The 21691-nt window shown below is 42.4% G+C and carries 22 protein-coding genes, 1 tRNA gene, 1 pseudogene and 1 riboswitch; of the genes and pseudogenes, 19 read left to right on the top strand and 5 right to left on the bottom strand.

The window, feature by feature from the left end; all coding sequences use genetic code 11:
- Window positions 1–100 precede the first annotated feature (100 nt).
- Window positions 101–1946, bottom strand: a pseudogene (glmS, locus tag U5J89_RS15880) (glutamine--fructose-6-phosphate transaminase (isomerizing)).
- Window positions 1947–2080: 134 nt separating this feature from the next.
- Here glmS and U5J89_RS03155 point away from each other — a divergent pair.
- From U5J89_RS03155 to U5J89_RS03120, 8 genes are all read left to right on the top strand, one after another.
- The gene (locus U5J89_RS03155; RefSeq protein ID WP_322574152.1) at window positions 2081–3286 is read left to right on the top strand and encodes a GlmU family protein; all 1206 of its coding nucleotides are present in this window, start codon (window positions 2081–2083) and stop codon (window positions 3284–3286) included.
- Between the two features lie 173 nt (window positions 3287–3459).
- A complete protein-coding gene (locus U5J89_RS03150; protein ID WP_322574151.1) occupies window positions 3460–3675 on the top strand; it encodes a cold shock domain-containing protein in 216 nt (71 codons plus the stop codon).
- A gap of 177 nt (window positions 3676–3852) precedes the next feature.
- Window positions 3853–3937, top strand: a tRNA-Leu gene (locus U5J89_RS03145).
- Window positions 3938–4354: 417 nt separating this feature from the next.
- Window positions 4355–4570: a cold shock domain-containing protein gene (locus U5J89_RS03140; protein ID WP_322574150.1), complete on the top strand. Its 216-nt coding sequence runs from the start codon at window positions 4355–4357 to the stop codon at window positions 4568–4570.
- A 197-nt stretch (window positions 4571–4767) separates the two neighbouring features.
- On the top strand, window positions 4768–4935 hold the full coding sequence (locus tag U5J89_RS03135; protein ID WP_322574149.1) for a hypothetical protein: 168 nt from the start codon (window positions 4768–4770) through the stop codon (window positions 4933–4935).
- Window positions 4936–5078: 143 nt separating this feature from the next.
- Window positions 5079–5501, top strand: a complete 423-nt coding sequence (locus U5J89_RS03130; RefSeq protein ID WP_322574148.1) for a hypothetical protein — start codon at window positions 5079–5081, stop codon at window positions 5499–5501.
- 411 nt (window positions 5502–5912) lie between these two features.
- Entirely contained in the window at window positions 5913–6395 is a 483-nt protein-coding gene (locus U5J89_RS03125; RefSeq protein ID WP_322574147.1) for an HAD domain-containing protein, read from the top strand.
- Between the two features lie 182 nt (window positions 6396–6577).
- A complete protein-coding gene (locus tag U5J89_RS03120) occupies window positions 6578–7027 on the top strand; it encodes a hypothetical protein (protein WP_322574146.1) in 450 nt (149 codons plus the stop codon).
- Here the strand turns inward: U5J89_RS03120 and U5J89_RS03115 are convergent.
- Window positions 7024–8622 (bottom strand): AAA family ATPase, encoded by a 1599-nt coding sequence (locus U5J89_RS03115; RefSeq protein WP_322574145.1) that lies wholly within the window; start codon window positions 8620–8622, stop codon window positions 7024–7026. The two genes, U5J89_RS03120 and U5J89_RS03115, sit on opposite strands and share 4 nt — an antisense overlap.
- 203 nt (window positions 8623–8825) lie before the next feature.
- Between U5J89_RS03115 and U5J89_RS03110 the strand changes: the two genes are divergently transcribed.
- Window positions 8826–9746 (top strand): DUF4412 domain-containing protein, encoded by a 921-nt coding sequence (locus U5J89_RS03110; protein ID WP_322574144.1) that lies wholly within the window; start codon window positions 8826–8828, stop codon window positions 9744–9746.
- A gap of 82 nt (window positions 9747–9828) precedes the next feature.
- Complete coding sequence (locus U5J89_RS03105; protein ID WP_322574143.1) at window positions 9829–10173, top strand: DUF3127 domain-containing protein; 345 nt, start codon at window positions 9829–9831, stop codon at window positions 10171–10173.
- Between the two features lie 3 nt (window positions 10174–10176).
- On the opposite strand, the gene U5J89_RS03100 is transcribed toward U5J89_RS03105, so the two are convergent.
- Window positions 10177–10365, bottom strand: coding sequence for a hypothetical protein (locus U5J89_RS03100; protein WP_322574142.1), 189 nt, complete (start codon window positions 10363–10365; stop codon window positions 10177–10179).
- Between the two features lie 165 nt (window positions 10366–10530).
- Between U5J89_RS03100 and U5J89_RS03095 the strand changes: the two genes are divergently transcribed.
- The gene (locus U5J89_RS03095) at window positions 10531–10923 is read left to right on the top strand and encodes a DUF805 domain-containing protein (RefSeq protein WP_322574141.1); all 393 of its coding nucleotides are present in this window, start codon (window positions 10531–10533) and stop codon (window positions 10921–10923) included.
- A gap of 13 nt (window positions 10924–10936) precedes the next feature.
- Here U5J89_RS03095 and U5J89_RS03090 read toward each other — a convergent pair whose 3' ends face one another.
- A complete protein-coding gene (locus U5J89_RS03090; protein ID WP_322574140.1) occupies window positions 10937–11524 on the bottom strand; it encodes an NlpC/P60 family protein in 588 nt (195 codons plus the stop codon).
- Window positions 11525–11617: 93 nt separating this feature from the next.
- Here U5J89_RS03090 and U5J89_RS03085 point away from each other — a divergent pair, with 93 nt between their 5' ends.
- The 3 genes from U5J89_RS03085 to era are packed head-to-tail and all read left to right on the top strand — an operon-like array spanning window position 11618 to window position 13283.
- Entirely contained in the window at window positions 11618–12061 is a 444-nt protein-coding gene (locus U5J89_RS03085; RefSeq protein ID WP_322574139.1) for a pyridoxine 5'-phosphate synthase, read from the top strand.
- Window positions 12012–12344: a pyridoxine 5'-phosphate synthase gene (locus U5J89_RS03080; protein ID WP_322574138.1), complete on the top strand. Its 333-nt coding sequence runs from the start codon at window positions 12012–12014 to the stop codon at window positions 12342–12344. Before U5J89_RS03085 ends, U5J89_RS03080 begins: the two co-directional genes overlap by 50 nt.
- 51 nt (window positions 12345–12395) lie before the next feature.
- Window positions 12396–13283: a GTPase Era gene (gene era / locus U5J89_RS03075; protein ID WP_322574137.1), complete on the top strand. Its 888-nt coding sequence runs from the start codon at window positions 12396–12398 to the stop codon at window positions 13281–13283.
- A 49-nt stretch (window positions 13284–13332) separates the two neighbouring features.
- On the opposite strand, the gene U5J89_RS03070 is transcribed toward era, so the two are convergent.
- Window positions 13333–13965, bottom strand: a complete 633-nt coding sequence (locus U5J89_RS03070; protein ID WP_322574136.1) for a hypothetical protein — start codon at window positions 13963–13965, stop codon at window positions 13333–13335.
- Window positions 13966–13979: 14 nt separating this feature from the next.
- Here U5J89_RS03070 and U5J89_RS03065 point away from each other — a divergent pair, with 14 nt between their 5' ends.
- From U5J89_RS03065 to U5J89_RS03045, 5 genes are all read left to right on the top strand, one after another.
- Entirely contained in the window at window positions 13980–15695 is a 1716-nt protein-coding gene (locus U5J89_RS03065) for a M1 family metallopeptidase (protein WP_322574135.1), read from the top strand.
- A 235-nt stretch (window positions 15696–15930) separates the two neighbouring features.
- A riboswitch (SAM riboswitch) is annotated at window positions 15931–16044 on the top strand.
- 134 nt (window positions 16045–16178) lie between these two features.
- Complete coding sequence (locus U5J89_RS03060; protein WP_322574134.1) at window positions 16179–16676, top strand: CoA-binding protein; 498 nt, start codon at window positions 16179–16181, stop codon at window positions 16674–16676.
- Window positions 16677–16694: 18 nt separating this feature from the next.
- Complete coding sequence (locus U5J89_RS03055; RefSeq protein ID WP_322574133.1) at window positions 16695–18026, top strand: O-acetylhomoserine aminocarboxypropyltransferase/cysteine synthase; 1332 nt, start codon at window positions 16695–16697, stop codon at window positions 18024–18026.
- A gap of 121 nt (window positions 18027–18147) precedes the next feature.
- Window positions 18148–19191 carry a homoserine O-acetyltransferase MetX gene (gene metX, locus U5J89_RS03050; RefSeq protein WP_322574132.1) on the top strand — a complete coding sequence of 348 codons (1044 nt, stop codon included), beginning with the start codon at window positions 18148–18150 and terminating at the stop codon, window positions 19189–19191.
- Between the two features lie 6 nt (window positions 19192–19197).
- Window positions 19198–21612: an aspartate kinase gene (locus tag U5J89_RS03045; protein ID WP_322574131.1), complete on the top strand. Its 2415-nt coding sequence runs from the start codon at window positions 19198–19200 to the stop codon at window positions 21610–21612.
- Window positions 21613–21691: the final 79 nt, after the last annotated feature.

The raw sequence follows: 21691 nt of genomic DNA, 5'->3' as shown, positions 1-21691 counted from the left end.
CGGCAAGTTGGGAAATCGTTTATGACTTAAGTACTCTATAAAAATACAAAAGGGCAAAGCTTTTACAGCCCTGCCCTTACAATATTCTTAAAATTTAAAACTATTCTACCGTCACACTTTTTGCCAGATTTCGTGGCTGATCTACATTACAACCACGATTTACAGCTATGTAATAGGAAAGTAACTGCAACGGAATAGTTGTTAGCAGCGGCGATAGGCAATCTTCGGTCTCTGGAATCGGACAAGAAAACTCAGAAAGATCGATAACCTCGTGATTATCTTCGCCCGTTATCGAAATAATACGTCCTTCACGCGCTTTCACCTCTTCGATATTGCTGATCATCTTCTCATTGGTATGATCCGTAGCAGCAATTACTACCACAGGCATCATTTCATCGATGAGGGCAATAGGTCCGTGTTTCATCTCTGCTGCGGGATAACCCTCGGCATGAATGTAGGAAATCTCCTTCAGCTTTAATGCTCCCTCAAGGGCAACAGGGAAGTTATAGGTACGTCCCAGGTACAAGAAGTTCGGAGCATAGCTAAAAAGCCTGGCCATATCCTTAAGAGAATCGCTGTTATCCAGAATTTTCTGCACCTTTTCAGGGATACGATCCAACTCTTCGATCAATCGCGCCGCATAATCTTCATCAAGCACACCTCGTTTTTGTCCCAACATAATAGCCATCATCGCCAGTACAGAAACCTGCGTTGTAAAGGCTTTGGTAGATGCCACCCCAATCTCCGGGCCGGCATGGGTATAAATGCCGGCATCAGTATCACGGGCAATAGTAGATCCCACGACATTACAAACGCCCAGTGTAAGTGCTCCCCGTTCTTTTGCTGTGCGCAGGGCAGCCAGCGTGTCGGCCGTTTCTCCACTTTGCGAAACAACCAGCATCACATCGTCTTCGTCGATAAGTGCTTCGCGGTATCGAAACTCAGAAGCGTATTCAACTTCGACAGATAAGTTTAGCGAGATGTTCGAACAGGTATTCAGCAACCAGCCCAGAATGCCAGCTGGTGCCACAAGCAGCAATAATCAGCCGTTTGGCATTTACCAATTGATCCAATACATCGGCAATACCACCTAATTGTATAGAATGATTTTCTACATTGAGCCGTCCACGCAGACAATCCGAAATAGCGCGCGGCTGCTCATAAATTTCCTTGAGCATAAAGTGCGGATAGCCGCCTTTCTCGATCTCCTCAATACTCATCGCCAGCTCGTGAACTTTCTTCGTAAGCGGCTCATCTTGGATGGTCTTAACCTCATATCCATCCTTCGTAACAACAGCCATCTCACCGTCATCCAGGTAAATAACCTTTTTCGTGTGCTCAACGATGGGCGAAGCATCCGAAGCCACAAACATTTCATCATCGCCGATGCCCAGCAATAACGGTGATCCTTTTCGAGCTACAATGATGCGATTGGGCTCTTCAACATTCAAAATAGCCAATCCATAGGTGCCTACAACCTGCTGCAGTGCCATCTGCACGGCCTGCTCAAAAGTTATTTCCTCACCATCTCCATTCTCATAAATCTCTTCGATCAACTGCGCAATAACTTCCGTATCGGTATCGGTATGAAACGTCCGGCCTTTATTCTTCAGCTCCTTCTTCAACGTATTATAATTTTCAATAATACCGTTGTGAACAAGCGCAATTTTACCCGATTCACTAACATGTGGATGTGAATTTATATCATTTGGCGCCCCGTGGGTAGCCCATCGGGTATGCCCAATACCAACAACACCCTCGCTGGGATTAGCTTGTATTTTTTTCTTGAGGTTCTGAACCTTGCCCTTCCCCTTCTTAATGTCCAGCTGTCCATTAAGCAAAGCGATACCGGCAGAGTCATATCCGCGATACTCAAGTCGTTCAAGTCCTTTTACAATGATATCGCTCGCTTGCTTATTTCCTATATATCCTACAATTCCGCACATAGATGTCTTTTATTATTGTATTTGTTTACTGATTCTTATACTGTCTCTCTCAGAGTGAGTATTGAACAATACTAAAGTTATCATTCTGGCAGATATTTTGAAACAATTATAATTAATCATTTATAGGTATCACCATGCAGCTGTGTTTCTTTGAAGATGAAAAATTGACCACCTTTCATCCCCTTACATTAACTCGTCCCACCGACGACCTGCGCATCGGCATTTTAACACTCTCGGAGAAATGGAAGCAAGCATTCGATTCTGCAAATATTAATCGAATACTGCGTTCAGAGCTCACCGGAATATTTGAAGAGGGTGAAATTTCAACAGATGAGAACTGTATTTGGATTAACAGCAGATATCTGCCGACCGAGCAACTTGTTACCCAAATCAACAATTTGAATGAAGGCCAATATCTTACATACGGAGAAACAATTATTGCTGCCAAAGTTGATGGAGCAACATCCGGGCAATGGCTTGAAAATGGTGAGCCTGATTTCAACACTCTTTTTGTGCTGGAATCCAACGATTTTTTATCTGTCAATAACTTCTGGGACCTGTTCCAGCTGAACGGCCAGGAAATTGTTCGAGATATTGACTTGTTGGGAATAAATAATACCATAAGCGGTACCGTCTCGGATCATGCCGTGCTCGAAAAAAAGGACAGTATCTATATTCAAGACGGTGCTACAATTGAAGCAGGCTGCGTACTTAATGCTTCAAAGGGACCCATCTTTATTGGCAAAAATGCGACCATCATGTCCGGTTCTCATATCCGCGGTCCGGTGGCAATCTGTGAAGATGCCACTATTAAAATGGGCGCCAAAATTTATGGAGATACAACTGTAGGGCCGGTCTGCAAAGTGGGAGGCGAAGTACATAACTCGATATTTCACTCCTATTCCAATAAGGGTCACGACGGATTTGTCGGCAACTCCATTATTGGCCAGTGGTGTAATTTGGGAGCAGATACCAACACATCAAACCTGAAAAATAATTACAGTACCGTTCGTATTCCTGATTGGACTGACGGTCAAGAGCTTGAAACAAATCAACAGTTTTTTGGAACCGTAATGGGAGATCATTCCAAAACAGCTATCAACACGCAGCTCAATACAGGGACCATTTGCGGAGTTAGCTGTAATATTTTTTCGAATGATTTCCCTCCCAAACTAATCCCGTCATTTAGCTGGGTCGGCTCCAACGTCATTCAAACATATCGCCTTGATAAGGCCCTTGAAGCCATGGAAGCGATGATGGCACGCCGCGATGTATCCCTCAACGAAGAATACAAACGAATGATGCGAGCCATTTTTGACACCAAAAATCACCCGCAATAGATGTCACCTAAAAAATATCTGAATAATAAATAGGTATTGTCCTCAGATAGCACTATCTTTGAGCGTTATATTTAATTACCCACCCAGTAAGTTACTTCTTTGAAACGACGCGTTAACTCAACTCCTTTCATCAGACAGAGCAGACAGGTGTACACAAAGACACAGTTATAGTTATGAAACAAGGCAAAGTAAAATTTTTCGACACTAAAAAAGGATTTGGATTTATTGCACCTGACGAGGGCGGCGATGACATTTTTGTCCACAGAAATAATGTCGAGAACCTCGATTACAACCAAGGACTTGAAGACGGCGAAGCCGTTGAGTTTGAGGTAGAAGAAACTCCCAAAGGCTTAAGTGCTACTAACGTAACAAGCCTGGATTACAAATAGATCCGAGATTTTATATTGGATTTTAAAAGCCCGCTTTTTAGCGGGCTTTTTTTATGGCTTATTTATTGCTCATTACCGGCACCTACACGGGCATGACCAATAAATAAGCGTTGGAAATGGTTTCAAATTAGTGATGAAAACTGCTATATTTGTCACGCTGAAAAATTAGCGGAATTTGCCCAAGTGGCGGAATTGGTAGACGCGCATGCTTCAGGAGCATGTGGGAATTATTCCCGTGAAGGTTCGAGTCCTTTCTTGGGCACTATATAATATACTATTATAGCCGTAAACTATTGGTGCACAACATACTAATGAGTTACGGCCTTTTTTATGGTAGAACATTGGTAGAACAAATCGACAGAAAAGCTCGATTTCGCCTTGCAAGCTGAATATTTTATTCGCACAAATTTATATGTGCGAGCAAATACTTTCCTACTAACTAATTAACGGCAACCATCGCATTAGTTACTGGGCCCCCGAATTATTAATACCTTAATTTAATTCGGTAGTTTGCCGGGAATCATTGAATGAGTAGTGGGAATTGTACGCAATATGCGTTAAATTGACCATGTTATAATTAATTACCCACCTACTAAGTGAATTCTTTGAGAAGACGCGATAGTACAATTCCTTTCATTAGACAAAGCCTATAGGTGCAAACAAAAACACAGTTATATTTATGAAACAAGGCAAGATTAAATTTTTTGACGCACAAAAAGGATTTGGATTTATCCAACCTGACGACGGAGGCGACGATGTTTTCGTCCACAGAAATGAAGTTGAAAACCTAGCGCCCGATCAGGGATTCGAGGACGGGGAATCCGTTGAATTTGACGTAGAAGAAACTCCCAAAGGCTTAAGCGCTACAAACGTAAAAAGTCTGGATTACAAATAGATCTAATTTTTGTATCCAATGAATAATTAAGCCTGCTTCCTCTTGGGAGCAGGCTTTTTTATTTTGCGACTTTTAAGGCTACTTCCCGTAATGTTGGAGAAGACAAATCAATGATCGATATCATACACTGACGATGTTATTATTCATCAGCAAAGGGAGTATTTAAAAGAACAGTAACTAATTAGAAAGGCATCACTATGTACTTTACCATTGCTGCAGTCTTCTGCATTGGATTTGTTATTGGGATGGCCTTTGGTATGGTACGAGGAAAAAAAGAGCTTGTAGCTGAGCTTCAAGAACATATGAGCGACTTCGAGAAAGAGGTGCAAGATAAACTGGATGATGTTTTAAAAAATAAAAACTGATAAACTTAGACAGAGTTTAGTTTACACTACCAGATTTTTAGATCATCATTCATTATTTAATAAATCAACATTTTTACACGCACTCTTTAAGTGTAATATCGCTATAGGATTTCAAACCAATGCAATCGAATCTAAATAACACAATGAGAAAATTAGGGGTATTATTACTCCCATTTATTTTCTTTTCAACAGCTTATGGTCAAAGTACAGAGTTTTCAGTCCATTTTAATTCAGGGCTTTCTTCTTTTGGCGGAGAATCTGCCACAGAAAGCTCTTTTATAATAGCCAGTGATGTATCTTCCGAGGGTAATTACACTAATAATCCCTATGGCACTAAGAAAAAGTTATCCTATGGTTTCTCTGCACAGTTTCAACGTATTACCAGACATGAGTTAATCCTTGGTCTCCAGACAGGGTATGAAGTATTACGAAGTCAAGTTAGAATAGATGATGTGGCTGGGAGTTTATTAATCCTCCATCTGCTGTATCCGGACAAACAACATTTAAAAATGGATTTATATTCCTATACCCTAATATTGGTCAAAGATTTATTTTTAATGATCTGAATATTGATCTTTCGGTAGGTCCTGAGTTAGGATTCAATGTAGTCAGCAGAGAGAAAGGTGAAGCAATAACGAATAATGATATTGTAATTAAATCAGATCGTAAAAGGACCCATGCCGATACTGATTTTAGACTTCGATCGTCTTTAACAGTCTATTATAAAAACTTGGGTATATCGACGGGTTATTCTTACGGATTACGCAATTATTCCGGCAATTTAGATGGAGGCAATAGAGAAAGATTTTCCAGATTTATCAGATTTGGCATAACCTATAGAATAAAATAATCAGGTTAATTCAACAGCCCTTTTAAACTGCGCCTTAAGCCTTAGCACCTCCCCATCATTTGCTGGTTTTTAGCATTTATACTCTCCGTTTATTATTTACCGTTAAATTTAATTGCACACCTAATAAATGGTCAAATCTATCATCTTTCTCGATATTGACGGGGTATTAAATACAATCCATCACTTAAAACGCCAGAAAATAAAATCTGGTAAAGCAACAAATAAGATATGGGATCCTACGGCCTGTAAACATATTTCCATGCTTTGCGAGCATTATGACGCAGGAATAGTTATCACCTCTTCGTGGCGCCATGAATATAATATTGAGCAACTTAAAGACTTCTTTGCATCGAATAAGATTCCCTCGAAATTCATCAAAGATGTTACCAGTTCCTATGCCCCTCAACAGGATAGAAACAATTATTGCAGAGGACATGAAATCCAACATTGGTTACAAAATAACTCAACTGACATAACTTCTTATATCATTATTGATGATGAAGCTCAATTCTTAGAAACTCAACAAGATCATTTGGTAAGAGTAAACAAAGAGAAAGGATTTGCGACAAAAGAAGCAGTTACAAGAGCTTCAAATATTTTAGAGAGGTAACTTTTTGATAAGGTTTAACAATACTACTTTCTTAACTTTATAACATATCCAAATTGGATAATGAAAATATCGTCTGCGATATTTCCTCATAACTTGTTCTCAACCTCCTCTTACAAATCTATTTAGACATTAATTAATTTATCGTACATTAAAATTCACTTTCCACAATACAAATTTGATACATGCGTGCATTAGGTATAACCCTTATAGCCATTACCATTATTTCTTGCGCCTCCTCGCTTCCGCCGGTAGAGCCGACTCCAGAAATGATGGAGCAGGCCGACCGTATCATCCTCACCATTGAAGAAAACCCAACTATTGCCTACAAAAATTTACAGAAACACTTGGGCAATAAGGGATTTACGGTAATCCAATCAAATAATAAACCGCTTACCCTCGAAACAAAATACAGAACCTTTGGGCCTCTGATGTTTGGCGTATGGGGGAGTTATTCAATGAAAATTACAGCTTCGGTTAACGATTCCAGTATTCAATTTCATGCTCGATTAGACAGTGGTACCCAGGTTGAAAACGCAGGTGGGAAGAACAGTCCCGTCAAAAGCGGATGGAACAAGCTGGTAGAAATAGCCAAAGAATTTCCTCATCAACAGATGTACTACAGCAGAAATTAGTTATTGCCGCCGGTTATATTCCTATCAGCCAGCTCAAAATATAATGTTCTGATGGTCTGCTCGACCGCTTGGTCGGTCTGCACGGAAATAAGGTTTTCATCCGCAATTTCAGTTGGTGGACTGTACCGACTTTTAAGAAGTTCAAAATCCTCTAAGCGGGCATCCGAGACAATATCATCCTGCTGGTCGCGCTGCTTCAAACGTGATTTTATCACTTCCTCAGGTGCTTGGGCTTCAACAAATAAATAATTGACCTCCAGCTCCCGGAACCTTCGAACAAGCTTTTCCCGGGCCATCTTGTTGCTAAACGTGGCGTCCAGAATCACACTTTTCCCATCTTTAAAACACTCTTCCATTTTCTCCACAAGGCTTTGATACGTTTGCTCAGACATTGACCGGTTATACAGTTTATCACGCTGTTCTGACGGCGTTCGTTCTTGCAGGGGAACTCCGGCCATGGATTTTCGGATGCGATCAGAGGAAAATCGGTCGATATTAAATTTTTGCTCAAAATGTTTGGCAAGCGTCGTCTTTCCTGTCCCCACGCCGCCCATGAATATCAGCACGATGGGCTTTGATCCCAGCAGTGCATACCGCAGGGACAGCTCAAAATATTCCCTGGCCGTTTGTGATGCTTTTTCACGATCGGCCTGCGGAACCTCCTCCTCTCCGCTCTGTAAACTTTTCACCTTGCCCTTAACATAAGCACGGTAACATTTGTAAAAATCGATGATCTCCAGCAGATCAGGGTCATCCAGCTTGTCAGCCATTTGGTCTATAAAATAGCGCTCTTCCGGCCAGCAATTATTGAAATCCAGATCCATGGCCAGAAATGCTAAATCAGCAGCAACATCTCCATACCGAAACCGGTCGTTAAATTCGATACAGTCATAAATCTGCACGTTATCGGGCGTAATATGGATATGCTCAAGATGCAGATCGCCATGACCGTCGACAATGCGTTTTTGGGCAATCCGCCGTTCAAAGAGTTCGCTTCGACGGTCAAAATATTGATTGGTGAAATACTGTACAGCCCGGTAGGTATTATCTTCAATCGTTTGTCCGGTAAACGCTTTGGTCTGCTCAAAGTTTTCATCCGTATTTACCTTTATAGTCGCAATTTTTCCATACTGTAACACCTGTTCATCGGGCTGCTGGTTATTATAAAAGTCGGCCAACTTATCCGCTACGCGATCAAGGTGAGTATTTGTGAGCGTACCGTCTTCTAGATACGTATGCAGAAAATATTCTTCGGGCAGCTGCTTCATCTTTACCGCGTATTCGACTACGGAATCAGATTGCAGTACCTCATCAGATATTCGAAACGAGTCGCCCTCTTTGAGGACCGATACTACTCCCAGGTAAATATCATCCGAAAGCCTTCTATTTAGCTCAACCTCTCGGTGGCAGAACTTCTCTCGTTTGTCGAGCGTGCTATAGTCTAAAAAGCCGAAATCTACCGACTTCTTAAACTTGTACACAAATGGAGAGGCCAAAAAAACGTGCGAGATGTGTGTCTGTATATGTGTTACTGCCTCCGGTCCATGCGGATATGCTTCAGGGTTTTGTAAAAACGAAATCAGTGATGAATTCATAAACAACCGTACTTATTGAAAGCCCGTTATAGTATTTTCTCTGATGGGTAATGTACAAAAATCACCTATGGAAAATTCAGCCAACTTGGGTAAGAATAACTGACCGATAATGATAAATTTAACTGCTAAATATATGTTTTTACTAAAATTTGGAGTACATTTTATGACATTCCAACACTAATAATAAAAATGAGGCGTTCATCATGAGATTTCTAATTGGAATTATTACCACCCTGCTATTGACAAGTATGAGCGTAGATGCAGAAGCGCAACTGCTCAATCGTCTTAAAAAGAAGGCCAAAGAAGCCGCAGAACAGAAAGCCGAAGAAAAACTTACTGAACAAGTAGAGCGAGCTGCTCAACGCGCTGTTGAGCGATCTTGGAATTCGATCTTTGGAGAATGGGAGGCCGACAGTTCCGGCGGAATGCGTGTACCCTTTTCAATGAATAGCAATATTAAAACCGAGGATCGCTATTCGTTTCAAACGATAACAACTATGGAAGTGCGGTCGCGTGATAAAAACGGAAAGGAGGAACCGCCAATGTACGTGGATATGCATTTTAGTAATGACGATTTTTATACCGGCACCAAATTCCACTCCCAGGAGATGAAAAAAGAGGAGGGCGATTTTTTTATCATTTATGATTTGAAAAATGAAGCAATGCTCATGCTGATGGAAAATGAAGGCAATAAGTTTTCTTTTGGCTACAAATGGGATCAACAAATAATAGAAAATGACAGCCTATCGCAGGACGAGGCTGACTGGGAAGAGCTCGAAGAGTGGCGCGGATATGAAAAAATCGGCAGTAAAAATATTTTAGGCTACCGGTGTGACGGATATCGATCCGAAACCGATGGGGAAACGGTGGAAATCTGGGTAACCCGCGACGAAGATTTCGGAATGACAAAGCTTTTTAAAGCACAGTCAAATGCCAAACAGATGAGGGACAAAATTCCAGAGGAATATCCCTATGGGATGATTATGGATATGAAAAGCGAAAACTCCAACACCGGAGAACAAATGACTATGAAGGTCACCGACATCAAGAAAAATGAAAATATTTCGTATTCCATGAGCGACTATCCGCCTATGAGCTTTGGCAAAACATCATCCGACAAATAAGCCATATTTTAATTGATATAAATGGCAGTCATCCCTATCCTCAGTTACGCAATATGTAAGGGTCAAAGAGCGAACTGATATTATGGATGAGTTGAAAGTAAAAGGTAAGGTTGCCCAGGTTTTGGAAGAACAGTCCGGCACGGGTAAAAACGGGAAATGGCGCAAGCAGGACTTTATCCTGGAAACGCCGGGCAAGTATCCCAAGAAAATATGTATTACCCAGTGGGGCGATAAGATTGATCAGTTTAATGTTCAGGAGGGCGAAGAGGTGACAGTATATGTAGATCTGCAGAGCCGGGAATACAAGGGCAACTGGTATACGGATGTTAAAGCCTGGAAAGTAGAGCGCGGGGATAGCGAATCACAAGATAACCCCGATGAAAATGTCATTGATATGTCCGATATGGATCACGACGTACCTTTTTAAGCTTCAAACGACTTGGGCAATCATATATATTGTAAAAACTGCTATCAGCATCAGTATAAAAACAACGCTATAAGCTTCAACAGCACTGCTGCCATTCTTTTTCATTGCACGTACTGTTTTTTGGATAGGTACTTTCCAAAACCATATCAAAGCCGCAACTCCTAAAACTATACTCAAAATAATAATTACCATAGCGTGATTTCGTAAACTTATTCTTTGCGCAGAAGAAAAGTACAAATCATGCTCTTAGATTGCATTCCCTTCAACTTGCACATTTTGTACTTTTTCTTACATTACTGATTAATAACTGTATTGGGGTACAAATAATATATAATCAAAATATAAAGAGGAGAGCTTATGGAATGGTATATCAAAGTACTAAAAAATTATGCAGAATTTGAGGGTCGGGCCCGACGCAAAGAGTACTGGATGTTTACGCTTATAAACTTTTTAATTTACGTCGCGCTACAAGCTATTATGGTAATGTTCGGTGGAATGGATCCTGAATCAAGTATTGGAGTCCTGATAACTGGAATTCTAGGCCTCTATTCTCTGGCAGTTTTTATTCCCAGCATAGCAGTGGGCGTTCGCCGCCTGCACGATACCGGACGCAGCGGCTGGTGGCTGCTCATTAGTTTGGTACCCATTATTGGTGCTATTGTCTTACTTGTTTTCTTGGTACAAGATAGCCAGCCGGGCGCCAATCAGTATGGTGAAAATCCAAAAAGAGTTGATACCGCCGTTATCTAATTCATTACGCCATTTACAAAACACGTCGGGCTGCCAGAAAGCGATTGCGCCAATAGCTTTTACCGAGTTTGCTTATCATTACTCCATTTGAGGTGGAGGCATGCAGAAACTCACCGCTATTAACAGCAATGCCTACATGCAGAGTTTTACGACCGGTTCTGAAAAATACCAGATCTCCGGTTCGCACCGCAGCCCGCCGTATTTTATTCCCTGCATTTAATTGTTCTCGGGTATTGGTAGGCAAATTAATGCCAAAGTAATCATCAAAAATAATGTTAACTAAGCGAGAACAGTCTACTCCTTCCTGCGATGCTCCTCCCAAATCATACGGTGTGCCTTTCCATTCTCGATAGGCTTGCATTAATGATGCTTTAGCCTCGTTTAGTGATGACACAGCCATAGCCGCATTTGAAGCTGACGATTCCTTTTCAGATGATACAGTATCATCCTCAACAGATGAAGAAGAGGTTGATTCTCCTGTTTGAGCAGGATTCTTATCTCCTCCGGCAACACCAGGCGGCTGCGAAGATCGCGGGACGACACCACACGCCGTGACAAATCCCCCGATCATTAATATGATCAAAACCTTCTGTAGATACATTCCTTGGGTTTCTGAATTTTGAACTTACAATCTCCTTTAAATGATCTATATTTAAAGGTTTAATGACAACTCTAAATTAAGTGTTTTATTACAATGCAACTTCTGGTAAATGTTGACCACGTTGCCACCCTCCGCAATGCCCGGGGCGAAGGATATCCCGATCCTACTGAAGCAGCAATAGTGTGCGAAAAAGCCGGGGCTACAGGTATTGTCTTTCATTTACGCAAAGATCGCCGCCATATTAAAACCGAAGATGTCTATCAATTAAAAGAAGCGGTCAAAGGCGACCTTGATTTTGAGATGGCTGCTACCGACGAAATGCTTACTATCAGCAAGGATGTTAATCCGGAATTGGTCACCCTTGTTCCTGAAAGTCGTGAAGAACTCACCACCGAGGGCGGGCTCGACATGGAAACAGTTTTTGATGATTTCCGCGATCGCGTTTTTCCTGCTTATGAGGATACCAATATTGCTATTAGTCTCTTTATTGATCCCAATAAAAAAGATATCGAGTTGGCTGCCGAAGCTTGGCAGTGATGCCATTGAGCTGCATACCGGCACCTACGCAAATGCAACCACCGAAGCCGACCGTAATCACGAATTAAAGCGGCTCAAAGAAGGCGCCGAACTGGCACATAGCTTGAACATGAAAGTAAATGCCGGGCATGGCTTGAATCTTGATAACTTGAAAGCCCTTGTTGAAACGGTACCTCACCTAAACGATATTAGTATTGGACATGCACTGGTATCTTCAGCTTTATTTTATGGACTGCATGATACCGTCAAGAAATTTACAGCGATCATGCAGAATGCTGAATAATAAATCTATCTTGTTATAAACTTAATTATTGCGATCCGCTAATCCCCAACTATGGAAAATACCGAACAACACCGCTCCGGATACGTTGCAATTTTGGGTAAACCCAATGCCGGAAAATCTACATTGATGAACCGCCTGTTGGGCAACAAAATTTCGATTACCACACACAAGCCGCAAACTACACGCCATCAAATTCTCGGAATCCATTCCGAAGAAGACCTGCAAATCATTTTCCTGGATACGCCCGGCGTCATCGATCCCAAATACGAGCTCCAAAAAGCAATGATGAAAACGGTAGATCGGGCACGTAAGGATGCCGATATCCTGCTATTAATTGTTGATGTAAAGGACCACAACATTCCGGGACGTATCTACAAGATGTTCTCCTCTATGAAGAACAAGCAGATATTCCTGATTATCAATAAAATTGACAAAGTCACCGATCAGGAAGCTGAGGGAGTCGCCCGTAAATTGGAGGACGAATTCGACTTTGACGACACATTCTTTGTCTCGGCTATTAATGGAAAAGGGCTGCAAAACCTTATGGATCATATCAAGGACAATATTAAACCGGGTCCGCCCTTCTATCCCAAGGATATGCTCAGCGAGCAGCCGGTGCGATTTTTTGTGGCCGAGATGATTCGCGAGCAATTATTCTTGCTTTACCATCAGGAAATCCCATACTCCTCTACCATCGATATAGTACAGTATGATGAACGCGACGACTTAGACTACATCAGCGCTGATATCATAGTAAATCGCGATTCCCAAAAAGGAATATTAATCGGCAAAGGTGGTAAGGCAATCAAAAAACTTGGCGAAAGCGCCCGGGAAGTCATCGAAGACTTTGTAGACAAAAAGGTGTATCTGGATTTGCATGTAAAGGTGCGCGAAAAGTGGCGCGAAGATCCGAGTCGGGTGCGTCATTACGGATATTAGTAGGTAATGTAATAATCCGCAAAGTTTTAGAAGACTTTGCGGATTTCCATCAATCTCTTTTATGGGCCTGAATAAAATTTTCCCTCCCTCCAAACCATTCAAGCGCTTTTTTGCGTTTTAGTTTCGTCGGTTGCTTAGAAAGTAAACTATGGTATGAACTATAAGGCCAATCCTCAATTTTATCCACAAAACTATGGTGGATTGGATTTTTGTGGATGTAGCAGATAAGATGGATGTAATATGCATTACTTGTTAAGGATTTTCGCTTGAAAGTATTTTGAAATAAACTACCCCTTCGATCATAAAACTTGTTATAAGATTTCGTATACGAATTAAACAGCGTCCCAAACTGGTGCGATATTAAGTTTGATAATTTCTTACTTAAACCCTCAGGGTTTCTAAGACCCTGAGGGTTTTTATTACTTTGCGGATCTTTATTCGGATATTTTTCCTTAACAAATGTTACCAACGCCTCCTCACTTTTTATCCGCACCATAAAATGGAAATGATTTGGCATCAGACAGTAGGCATAAGTATCAGCGATAGGCGGAATATATTTGCGATAACGCTTTAAAAAGAATCCGTAATTTGTATCTTCTCTGAAGATATTATCCTCGGCGTTACCATGATTGTATACGTGATAAACGGTATTCGGCTCAAAAGGCTCTCTATTATTTCCCAAAACAGCACTCTTTTATGAATATTTTTTCCAATCTATTAAATCTGTTTTCAATTCAAAAGAAACAGCAAGCTATCCAACTTGGAGCTACTGCTGTTTTACTGCTGATATTTTCAGCTTCTGCCATCGCCCAAAATTCCGGAGTTCTTGCCACCACCGATGATTCACTCCGGGGCTCAATTACGGCCGAACGCGGCTGGTGGGATGTGGTCTATTACAACTTGAATGTTACTATTCAACCGGAGGACTCTTCCATCACCGGGTATAACAATATTACCTATCGCGTCACCAAAGAGCCAAAGCGTATGCAAATCGACCTTCAAGATCCGCTTAACATCGATCAGATAAAACAAAACGGTCAAACACTTGATTATAATCGGGCCAAAAACAGTTACGCCTATATGGTGGATATGCCCGATAACCTCAAAAGGGATTCCCTTTATACAATCTCGGTTTATTACCAGGGAAAACCGAAAGTAGCTGAGAACGCTCCCTGGGACGGTGGCTTTGTCTGGGCACAGGATTCACTCGGCAACCACTGGATTGCAACGGCCAACCAGGGATTGGGTGCCAGTGTCTGGTGGCCCAACAAGGATCACCAATCCGCAGAGCCCGACAGCATGAGCATCAATATTACCGTGCCCGATGAAATAAAAAATGTCTCGAATGGACGTCTGCGCGATACCACCCAGCACGATAACGGCATGACCACCTGGCACTGGTTCGTATCCAATCCCATAAACAATTATAATATTGCCGTAAATGCCGGCAACTACGTGAATTTTAAAGATACTTACGAGGGTAAAAACGGCAAGCTTGATCTAAGCTATTGGGTACTGGAACACAACCTCGAAAAAGCAAAAGAACAATTTCAGCAAGTTAAACCGATGATGCAGTGTTTTGAAGATTGGTTTGGCCCTTATCCCTTTTATGAAGACAGCTTTAAATTAGTGGAAACCCCGCATCTGGGGATGGAACACCAAAGTGCGGTGGCCTATGGCAATGGATATCAAAACGGATATAAGGGTACTGATCTTTCCGGTTCGGGCTGGGGATTAAAATGGGATTTTATCATCATTCATGAAGCAGGTCACGAGTGGTGGGGAAATAACATTACCACCAATGACGTGGCCGATATGTGGATACACGAAGGTTTTACAAGCTACTCGGAATCTATTTACACCGAGTGTCAGTTTGGAAAAGATGCAGCCGGAGAATATACACGGGGACTGCGAGATCGTATTCAGAACAAGGAGCCAATCACCGGGAAATATGGCTTAAATAACGAAGGCTCGGGTGATATGTATTATAAAGCCCATAATATGCTGCACATGATTCGTCAGATTGTAGATAATGACTCTACTTGGAAAAATATCCTTCGGGGCATTCAAAAAGAATTTCGCCATCAAATCGTAACGGCCGATCAGATCGAGCGCTATATCATCGAACAATCGGGAAAAGATCTCGATGACGTTTTTGATCAATACGTACACTATGCCGACATTCCGACTTTCCAATATTACATCAAAAATGATGTTCTATTTTACCGTTGGAAAGCCGACGTAGACCATTTTGATATGCCCCTGAAAGTCACTTTAACCGATGGGAGCTATACATTTATCTATCCTTCATCAGACCGATGGAAGCGCAGTAATCTATCACTTGAAAACACAAATGATTTCAAAATCGACAAGGATTTTTATGTGAATACGGATTCTGTATCAGCCCGATAAATTGATACTTGTATCGCAACTGATAATCATTTATGTTTGATTTGAAATTAAAAAACCAAGTCATGAAACGAATCGAAAAACATTTTTGTCTCCCCTGTTGTATGTGTATGCGCATGTCGCATCTGCAACCGGAGGACTGATTCGTTTTCACTTGTGAAACAGATTCAAAGCCCTTCGGTCGATCCCGAAGGGCTTTTTTAGTTTCTGAGCTATCGTTCTTTTGATTTAGTGAGCACTCTTATCCAGAAAAGCTGAGGGATCAGGCCCGAAGACGCTTTGGCAACCATCCTGCACTATGTGCGGGAGAAGGTGCCACTTCCTGCTCCGGTATTACGGGGAAAGATGAGAGAATTGGCCGTACTTATAATGAGTACTTACAAAAGCCTCTTCTGAGATCTTGTCCCCATAAACGGCGCAAGATCTTGGAAGGGGCTTTTTTGTTTGCAAAAATTTCAACCATCGAAAACAACGTATTTACAATTAATGAAATCGACTTTTAACAACTGGTACGACAAAAAGATGCGGGCGACAGAAGAACTCAGTGCCGAAACTGATCGTGCTGAAGAAACACTGGCCAACATTTCGACCATTGCCATTGTAGGATTGTCACGGAGCTTTCATAAGGATAGTCAGTTTGTAGCCCGATACTTGCAAAATGCCGGTTACAATATCGTGCCGGTCAATCCCAATGCAGATGAAATTCTGGGCGAAACAGCCTATCCGGATTTAAAGAGCATCCCTCATCCTATTGATGTCGTGGATGTATTTCTTCCGCCCGAACATATTCATAAAGCGGTTGACCAAGCTTTGGAACTGGATCCCAAACCACGAGCCATCTGGCTGCAGCTGGGTACCGGCGATCAACCGGAAGAAATTGAAAAAGTTGAAGGAACGGGCATTGAGATCTATGAAAACCGATGTATCAAAGTCGACCACCAGTTTTTAATACGACCTAAAAAAGAATCATCCAATAACAACTAACACATAACCATCAATACTATGAGTACCAACGGAAAAGAAGAACGCAATCTCAAATTTGAAACCCTGCAGCTCCATGCCGGACAAGAACCCGATCCCACCACAGGATCACGCGCCGTTCCCATTTATCAAACTACCTCATACGAGTTTGATGATACCGAGCACGCGGCCACGCTCTTTGCACTTAAAGAGTTTGGCAATATCTATACCCGAATTATGAATCCCACCAGCGATGTATTTGAAAAACGCATCGCCGCACTTGAGGGGGGAGCAGCAGCTGTGGCAACGGCATCGGGTCAGTCGGCCCAATTCATGACTATCGCCACTATTGCACAAGCCGGAGATAATATCGTCTCAACCAGCTTTTTATATGGCGGAACCTACAATCAATTTAAAGTTACACTGCCCCGGCTTGGCATCGACGTCAATTTTGTAGAGGATGACAAGGTAGAAAGTTATGCTGCAGAAATTGACGAGAATACCAAGGCCATCTATGTAGAATCCATTGGTAATCCGCGTGGCAATGTACCTGACTTTGATGGACTCTCTGCCCTGGCCCAGGAACACGGCATTCCGCTTATCGTGGATAATACGTTTGGTGCAGCGGGATCTATTGTACGTCCCATAGATTACGGTGCCAATATTGTTGTCGAATCGGCCACCAAATGGATTGGCGGTCACGGCACCAGCATCGGTGGTGTTATTGTTGATGCCGGAAACTTTAACTGGGGCAACGGTAATTTTCCGGTATTTACTGAACCTTCTCCCGCTTACCACGGGCTTAATTTCTGGGAGACCTTCGGTCCCGATGGACCTTTTGGCAATATCGCCTTCGCGATCCGCGCTCGGGTAGAAGCACTTCGTGATTTTGGATCAGCACAATCGCCATTTAACAGCTTCCTGTTGCTTCAGGGACTCGAAACGCTGTCACTGCGTACCGAACGCCACTGCGAAAATGCGCTTGCGTTAGCTAAGTGGCTGCGGGAACAGGATGTTGTCGATTGGGTCAACTATACCGGACTCGAAGATCATCCCTATCACGAACGAGCCAAAAAATATCTGAATGAAGGAAAGTTCGGTGCTGTTCTGACCTTTGGTGTAAAAGGCGGTTTTGACTCGGCCCGAACTTTTATCGAAAACGTCGAAGTTGCCAGCCACCTGGCCAACGTCGGTGATGCCAAAACGCTGGTTATTCACCCTGCTTCAACAACGCATCAGCAGCTCAGCGAAGAGGAACAAGCTGCCAGCGGTGTAGAACCGGATCTGATTCGTGTATCAGTCGGTATCGAGCATATCGATGATATTAAAGAAGACTTCGAAATCGCATTCAGCAAAATCAACCAACCGGCTTAAACTATAATCCCATCGGATGGCTGAACCTGCCATCCGATGGATCATTAGGAAACTCAAAACCACAGCTTCTGAAATCCCGAAGAGTGGGGAAACAGTGAATTCAGGATGACACGCTAATAAAATGAGTACGAAACAATCACATACTTTTAAAAAACCATTTGTTACAGAGGGCGGTGCTACGATTCCCGATCCTACCATCGCCTATCAAACGTGGGGAAAATTAAATGCCAAGCGGGATAACGTAATTCTGGTTTGTCACGCGCTGACTGGCAATACTGCGGCTGATGAATGGTTTGAGGGCATCTTTGGTCAAAACAAAGGACTTGATCCCAACGAGCATTTTATTATTTGTCCTAATGTTTTGGGCAGTTGTTATGGATCAAGCGGTCCCACTTCTGTCAATCCCGAAACTGACAAGCCGTATCGCGCCGATTTCCCGAAAGTTACTATTCGTGATATCGTACGACTCCAGCAACAGCTTTTGGATGAGCTCGATATCAATGCGATCGAGCTGGTGATTGGCGGATCGATGGGCGGCATGCAGGCACTGGAATGGTGCATCATGGATGAACGTCCACAGTCGGCGGTACTTATTGGGATGGGTGAAAAGCATCGCCCCTGGGCTATTGGCATTAGTCATACGCAGCGACAGGCCATTTATAACGATCCCAGCTGGAATAACGGGTTTTATACCGAAGATAATCCCCCGAAAAAGGGATTGGCACTGGCTCGCATGATTGCCATGAACAGCTACCGCCATCCCTCCGACTTTGATGAAAAATTTGGACGCAGGCTTCAAGACGGACAATCTCAGTATGAGGTAGAATCATATCTCAATTATCAAGGTGAAAAACTCGTGGAACGGTTTGATGCCGTTTCGTATGTGCGCCTAACCCAAGCAATGGATTCACATGATATTAGGCGCAGCCGACCGCGTATTGAAGAAACACTGGCCGGATTAACCATCCCAATTGCCGTTATCGGTATTGACAGTGATATGTTATATCCCGCTGTAGAGTGTCTTGAACTGGCCACCAAGTTACCCAAAGCGCGCTACGAAGAAATCAGTTCTCCGCATGGACACGATGCCTTTTTAATCGAGTTTGATCAACTAAACCCGATCATTAAATCACTCAAATCAGAACTATCTGAACAAGCAGTTTAACCCTCTATGTCACACTCAGAAACACACGTTCTAAAATTCGGGGGATCATCACAAAAGAATGCATCCCTCATTCAGCAGTCGGCTCAAATTGTGATCGATCGCCTGCAGGAAGCTCAACCCGTGGTTGTGGTTTCTGCCATTGGGGGTGTTACAGATACCCTCATCGAGATAGCTGAACACTATCAAGAAGACAGCAGCCACAAATTTCAAAAATTGAACGAATTGGAAAATCGTCACCGGCAACTTTTTGACGAATTGGTTTCCATCAGTCATCCCAACCGCGGTGACCTGCAAGATTTGTTTGTTGAACTCAGATCTACGCTCAATAATCATAAATTCAGAAACGAACATTTTAATGCATGGAAAGACCAAATACTTTCCATTGGAGAACGTGCTTCGGCTATTATTTTTGCTGCCGTTCTCTCTGAAAAAGGATATCCGGCACAATCTTACGAGGCTCATCAGTTTATTAAAACTGACTCTACCTTCGGGCAGGCAAAGGTAGATCGCAGCGCAAGTCGACAACTGATACAGAAATTTATCCTAAACCAAAAAGCGATTCCCGTCATAACAGGATTTATTGGCTCCAATGATAACAATAGTATCACCACGCTGGGGCGATCCGGATCTGATTATACCGCCGGACTTGTTGCCGATGCATTGGATGCTGATCATCTTGAAATATGGACCGATGTTGATGGCGTACTTACAGCCGATCCGCGTTGGGTGCCGGATGCAGAATCCATCGAACAGCTCAGCTTTAGCGATATTTCCGAGCTATCATCTCATGGCGCCCGCGTTATTCATCCCAAAACCATTCAACCCATCCAAAACAAAAAAACTACCGTGTTAGTCAAAAATAGCTACAACCCAAAACATCCCGGAACGCTCATTACTTCAGATTTTAACACCAACGGCTCGCTCAAAACGATCACCATTACAGGACCTTTTGTTCGTTTGCAGATTGATCAAAAGTATGCCTACGATCTGTTTATAAAATTAAATGAATGGAGCGCTGATAATCCCAATGCCAAACCCATCGAGTTTAGCCAGCAAACAGAGTTTGAGGCCGCCCGGTTTTTGTTAAAGCAATCATTCTTTGAGGAAATCAAGGACAAGCTTTCAGCATGGATTTCCCGGCAGAATACCCTTTTTAATCTGGATGACAATCTCTACAAGGTCAAGAAATTCAGCAATCAATTTAATGAGGATGAAAAGCTATCAGAGGAAATTATTTCGCTATTCAATGATAATAATATTAAGCCGTTGCACACCGAGCGTAATGTTGATGAGCGTTTTATCTCGTTTTTATTGCCTGAGGATGAAGCTCGCAGGGCTGCTCAATTAATTAATAATTCGTTCACAAAAAAGAAGCCGACGGTAGATCTTTTTATAGCGGGCACCGGGGCGGTGGGCCAAACCCTGTTGGATCAGCTCAAAAATATAGACAGTGAAGAATTTCAGTTTAACCTGCTTGGTACCTGCAACAGTCGAAAAATGCTTTGGGATGCGGATGGTCTCCCATTTGAAGAAAATCTGAACTGGAAAAAGTCTCTTGAAACAGATTGGGATCTCCTGATTGAAAAGCTTACTGTTAATCGGCACCACAATTTAATTTTTGTGGATGCTACCGGTAGTGAGCAAGTAGCCCGATTATATCCGAAGCTTTTTGCCAATGGCATCCATGTAGTTACACCGAGTAAACTGGCAAACACTTTTGAACAATCATTTTTTGATAAACTCCAGAAACTGACTCAAGATCACGATGTATCTTTCAAATATGAAACAACCGTAGGCGCAGGCCTGCCGGTCATTTCTACCATTAAAGATCTCCAATCTTCCAGTGACGAAATTACGAAAATATCGGGTGTTGTCTCCGGCACAATGACCTACCTGTTTAATCAGCTCGAGCAGGGCGTTCCCTTCAGCAAAGCGATTATTGAGGCGCGCGAAAAGGGATACGCCGAACCCGATCCGCGCGATGATTTATCAGGTGAAGATGTAGCTCGCAAATTCTTGACGCTGGCGCGAACGCTGGGTATCAACATAGAACGGGAAGAACTGCAAGTGGAATCGTTAATTCCAAAAGAGTTAAAACATGTTGACGAGAAAACTTTTTTAAACGAACTATCTGATTACGATAGCGAATGGAAACAACGTATTAATTCAGCAAAAGAACGCAATGAAACTCTCCGATACACTGGTACACTAAAAAATGGAAAGATTGCGATTGGTATTGAGTCCGTTCCAAAGGATTCTCCCCTCGGACAGCTACAAGGAACCGATAATCTCATTCAAGTTTATTCTAATAATTACAGCAATACCCCTCTGGTTATTCAAGGTCCGGGTGCCGGTAAAGAAGTTACCGCCTCGGGCGTACTGAGTGATATTATTAAAACTGCAAATCTGCTAATCAAATAGTAATCAGCAAATTATAAGAGTTTTTAACCAAGGTTAGATTGCTCTTAAATACCTGTTTTTTATCCACGTATTCAATAAC

It is taken from the genome of Fodinibius sp. (assembly GCF_034521915.1).
Classification (GTDB): Bacteria; Bacteroidota; Rhodothermia; order Balneolales; family Balneolaceae; genus Fodinibius.
The sequence above is the reverse complement of the archived record's forward strand: the minus strand, read 5'-3'. Positions and strand labels throughout refer to the sequence as shown.

What these genes read in the sequence shown, in the direction of transcription:
- metX (WP_322574132.1), top strand. Translation starts at nt 18,148, where the DNA reads ATGAGTACGAAACAATCACATACTTTTAAAAAACCATTTGTTACAGAG.
- U5J89_RS03110 (WP_322574144.1), top strand. Translation starts at nt 8,826, where the DNA reads ATGAGATTTCTAATTGGAATTATTACCACCCTGCTATTGACAAGTATG.
- U5J89_RS03150 (WP_322574151.1), top strand. Translation starts at nt 3,460, where the DNA reads ATGAAACAAGGCAAAGTAAAATTTTTCGACACTAAAAAAGGATTTGGA.
- U5J89_RS03045 (WP_322574131.1), top strand. Translation starts at nt 19,198, where the DNA reads ATGTCACACTCAGAAACACACGTTCTAAAATTCGGGGGATCATCACAA.
- U5J89_RS03155 (WP_322574152.1), top strand. Translation starts at nt 2,081, where the DNA reads ATGCAGCTGTGTTTCTTTGAAGATGAAAAATTGACCACCTTTCATCCC.
- U5J89_RS03060 (WP_322574134.1), top strand. Translation starts at nt 16,179, where the DNA reads ATGAAATCGACTTTTAACAACTGGTACGACAAAAAGATGCGGGCGACA.
- U5J89_RS03130 (WP_322574148.1), top strand. Translation starts at nt 5,079, where the DNA reads ATGAGAAAATTAGGGGTATTATTACTCCCATTTATTTTCTTTTCAACA.
- U5J89_RS03090 (WP_322574140.1), bottom strand. Translation starts at nt 11,524, where the DNA reads ATGTATCTACAGAAGGTTTTGATCATATTAATGATCGGGGGATTTGTC.
- era (WP_322574137.1), top strand. Translation starts at nt 12,396, where the DNA reads ATGGAAAATACCGAACAACACCGCTCCGGATACGTTGCAATTTTGGGT.
- U5J89_RS03055 (WP_322574133.1), top strand. Translation starts at nt 16,695, where the DNA reads ATGAGTACCAACGGAAAAGAAGAACGCAATCTCAAATTTGAAACCCTG.
- U5J89_RS03105 (WP_322574143.1), top strand. Translation starts at nt 9,829, where the DNA reads ATGGATGAGTTGAAAGTAAAAGGTAAGGTTGCCCAGGTTTTGGAAGAA.
- U5J89_RS03100 (WP_322574142.1), bottom strand. Translation starts at nt 10,365, where the DNA reads ATGGTAATTATTATTTTGAGTATAGTTTTAGGAGTTGCGGCTTTGATA.
- U5J89_RS03140 (WP_322574150.1), top strand. Translation starts at nt 4,355, where the DNA reads ATGAAACAAGGCAAGATTAAATTTTTTGACGCACAAAAAGGATTTGGA.
- U5J89_RS03085 (WP_322574139.1), top strand. Translation starts at nt 11,618, where the DNA reads ATGCAACTTCTGGTAAATGTTGACCACGTTGCCACCCTCCGCAATGCC.
- U5J89_RS03135 (WP_322574149.1), top strand. Translation starts at nt 4,768, where the DNA reads ATGTACTTTACCATTGCTGCAGTCTTCTGCATTGGATTTGTTATTGGG.
- U5J89_RS03095 (WP_322574141.1), top strand. Translation starts at nt 10,531, where the DNA reads ATGGAATGGTATATCAAAGTACTAAAAAATTATGCAGAATTTGAGGGT.
- U5J89_RS03115 (WP_322574145.1), bottom strand. Translation starts at nt 8,622, where the DNA reads ATGAATTCATCACTGATTTCGTTTTTACAAAACCCTGAAGCATATCCG.
- U5J89_RS03120 (WP_322574146.1), top strand. Translation starts at nt 6,578, where the DNA reads ATGCGTGCATTAGGTATAACCCTTATAGCCATTACCATTATTTCTTGC.
- U5J89_RS03065 (WP_322574135.1), top strand. Translation starts at nt 13,980, where the DNA reads ATGAATATTTTTTCCAATCTATTAAATCTGTTTTCAATTCAAAAGAAA.
- U5J89_RS03125 (WP_322574147.1), top strand. Translation starts at nt 5,913, where the DNA reads ATGGTCAAATCTATCATCTTTCTCGATATTGACGGGGTATTAAATACA.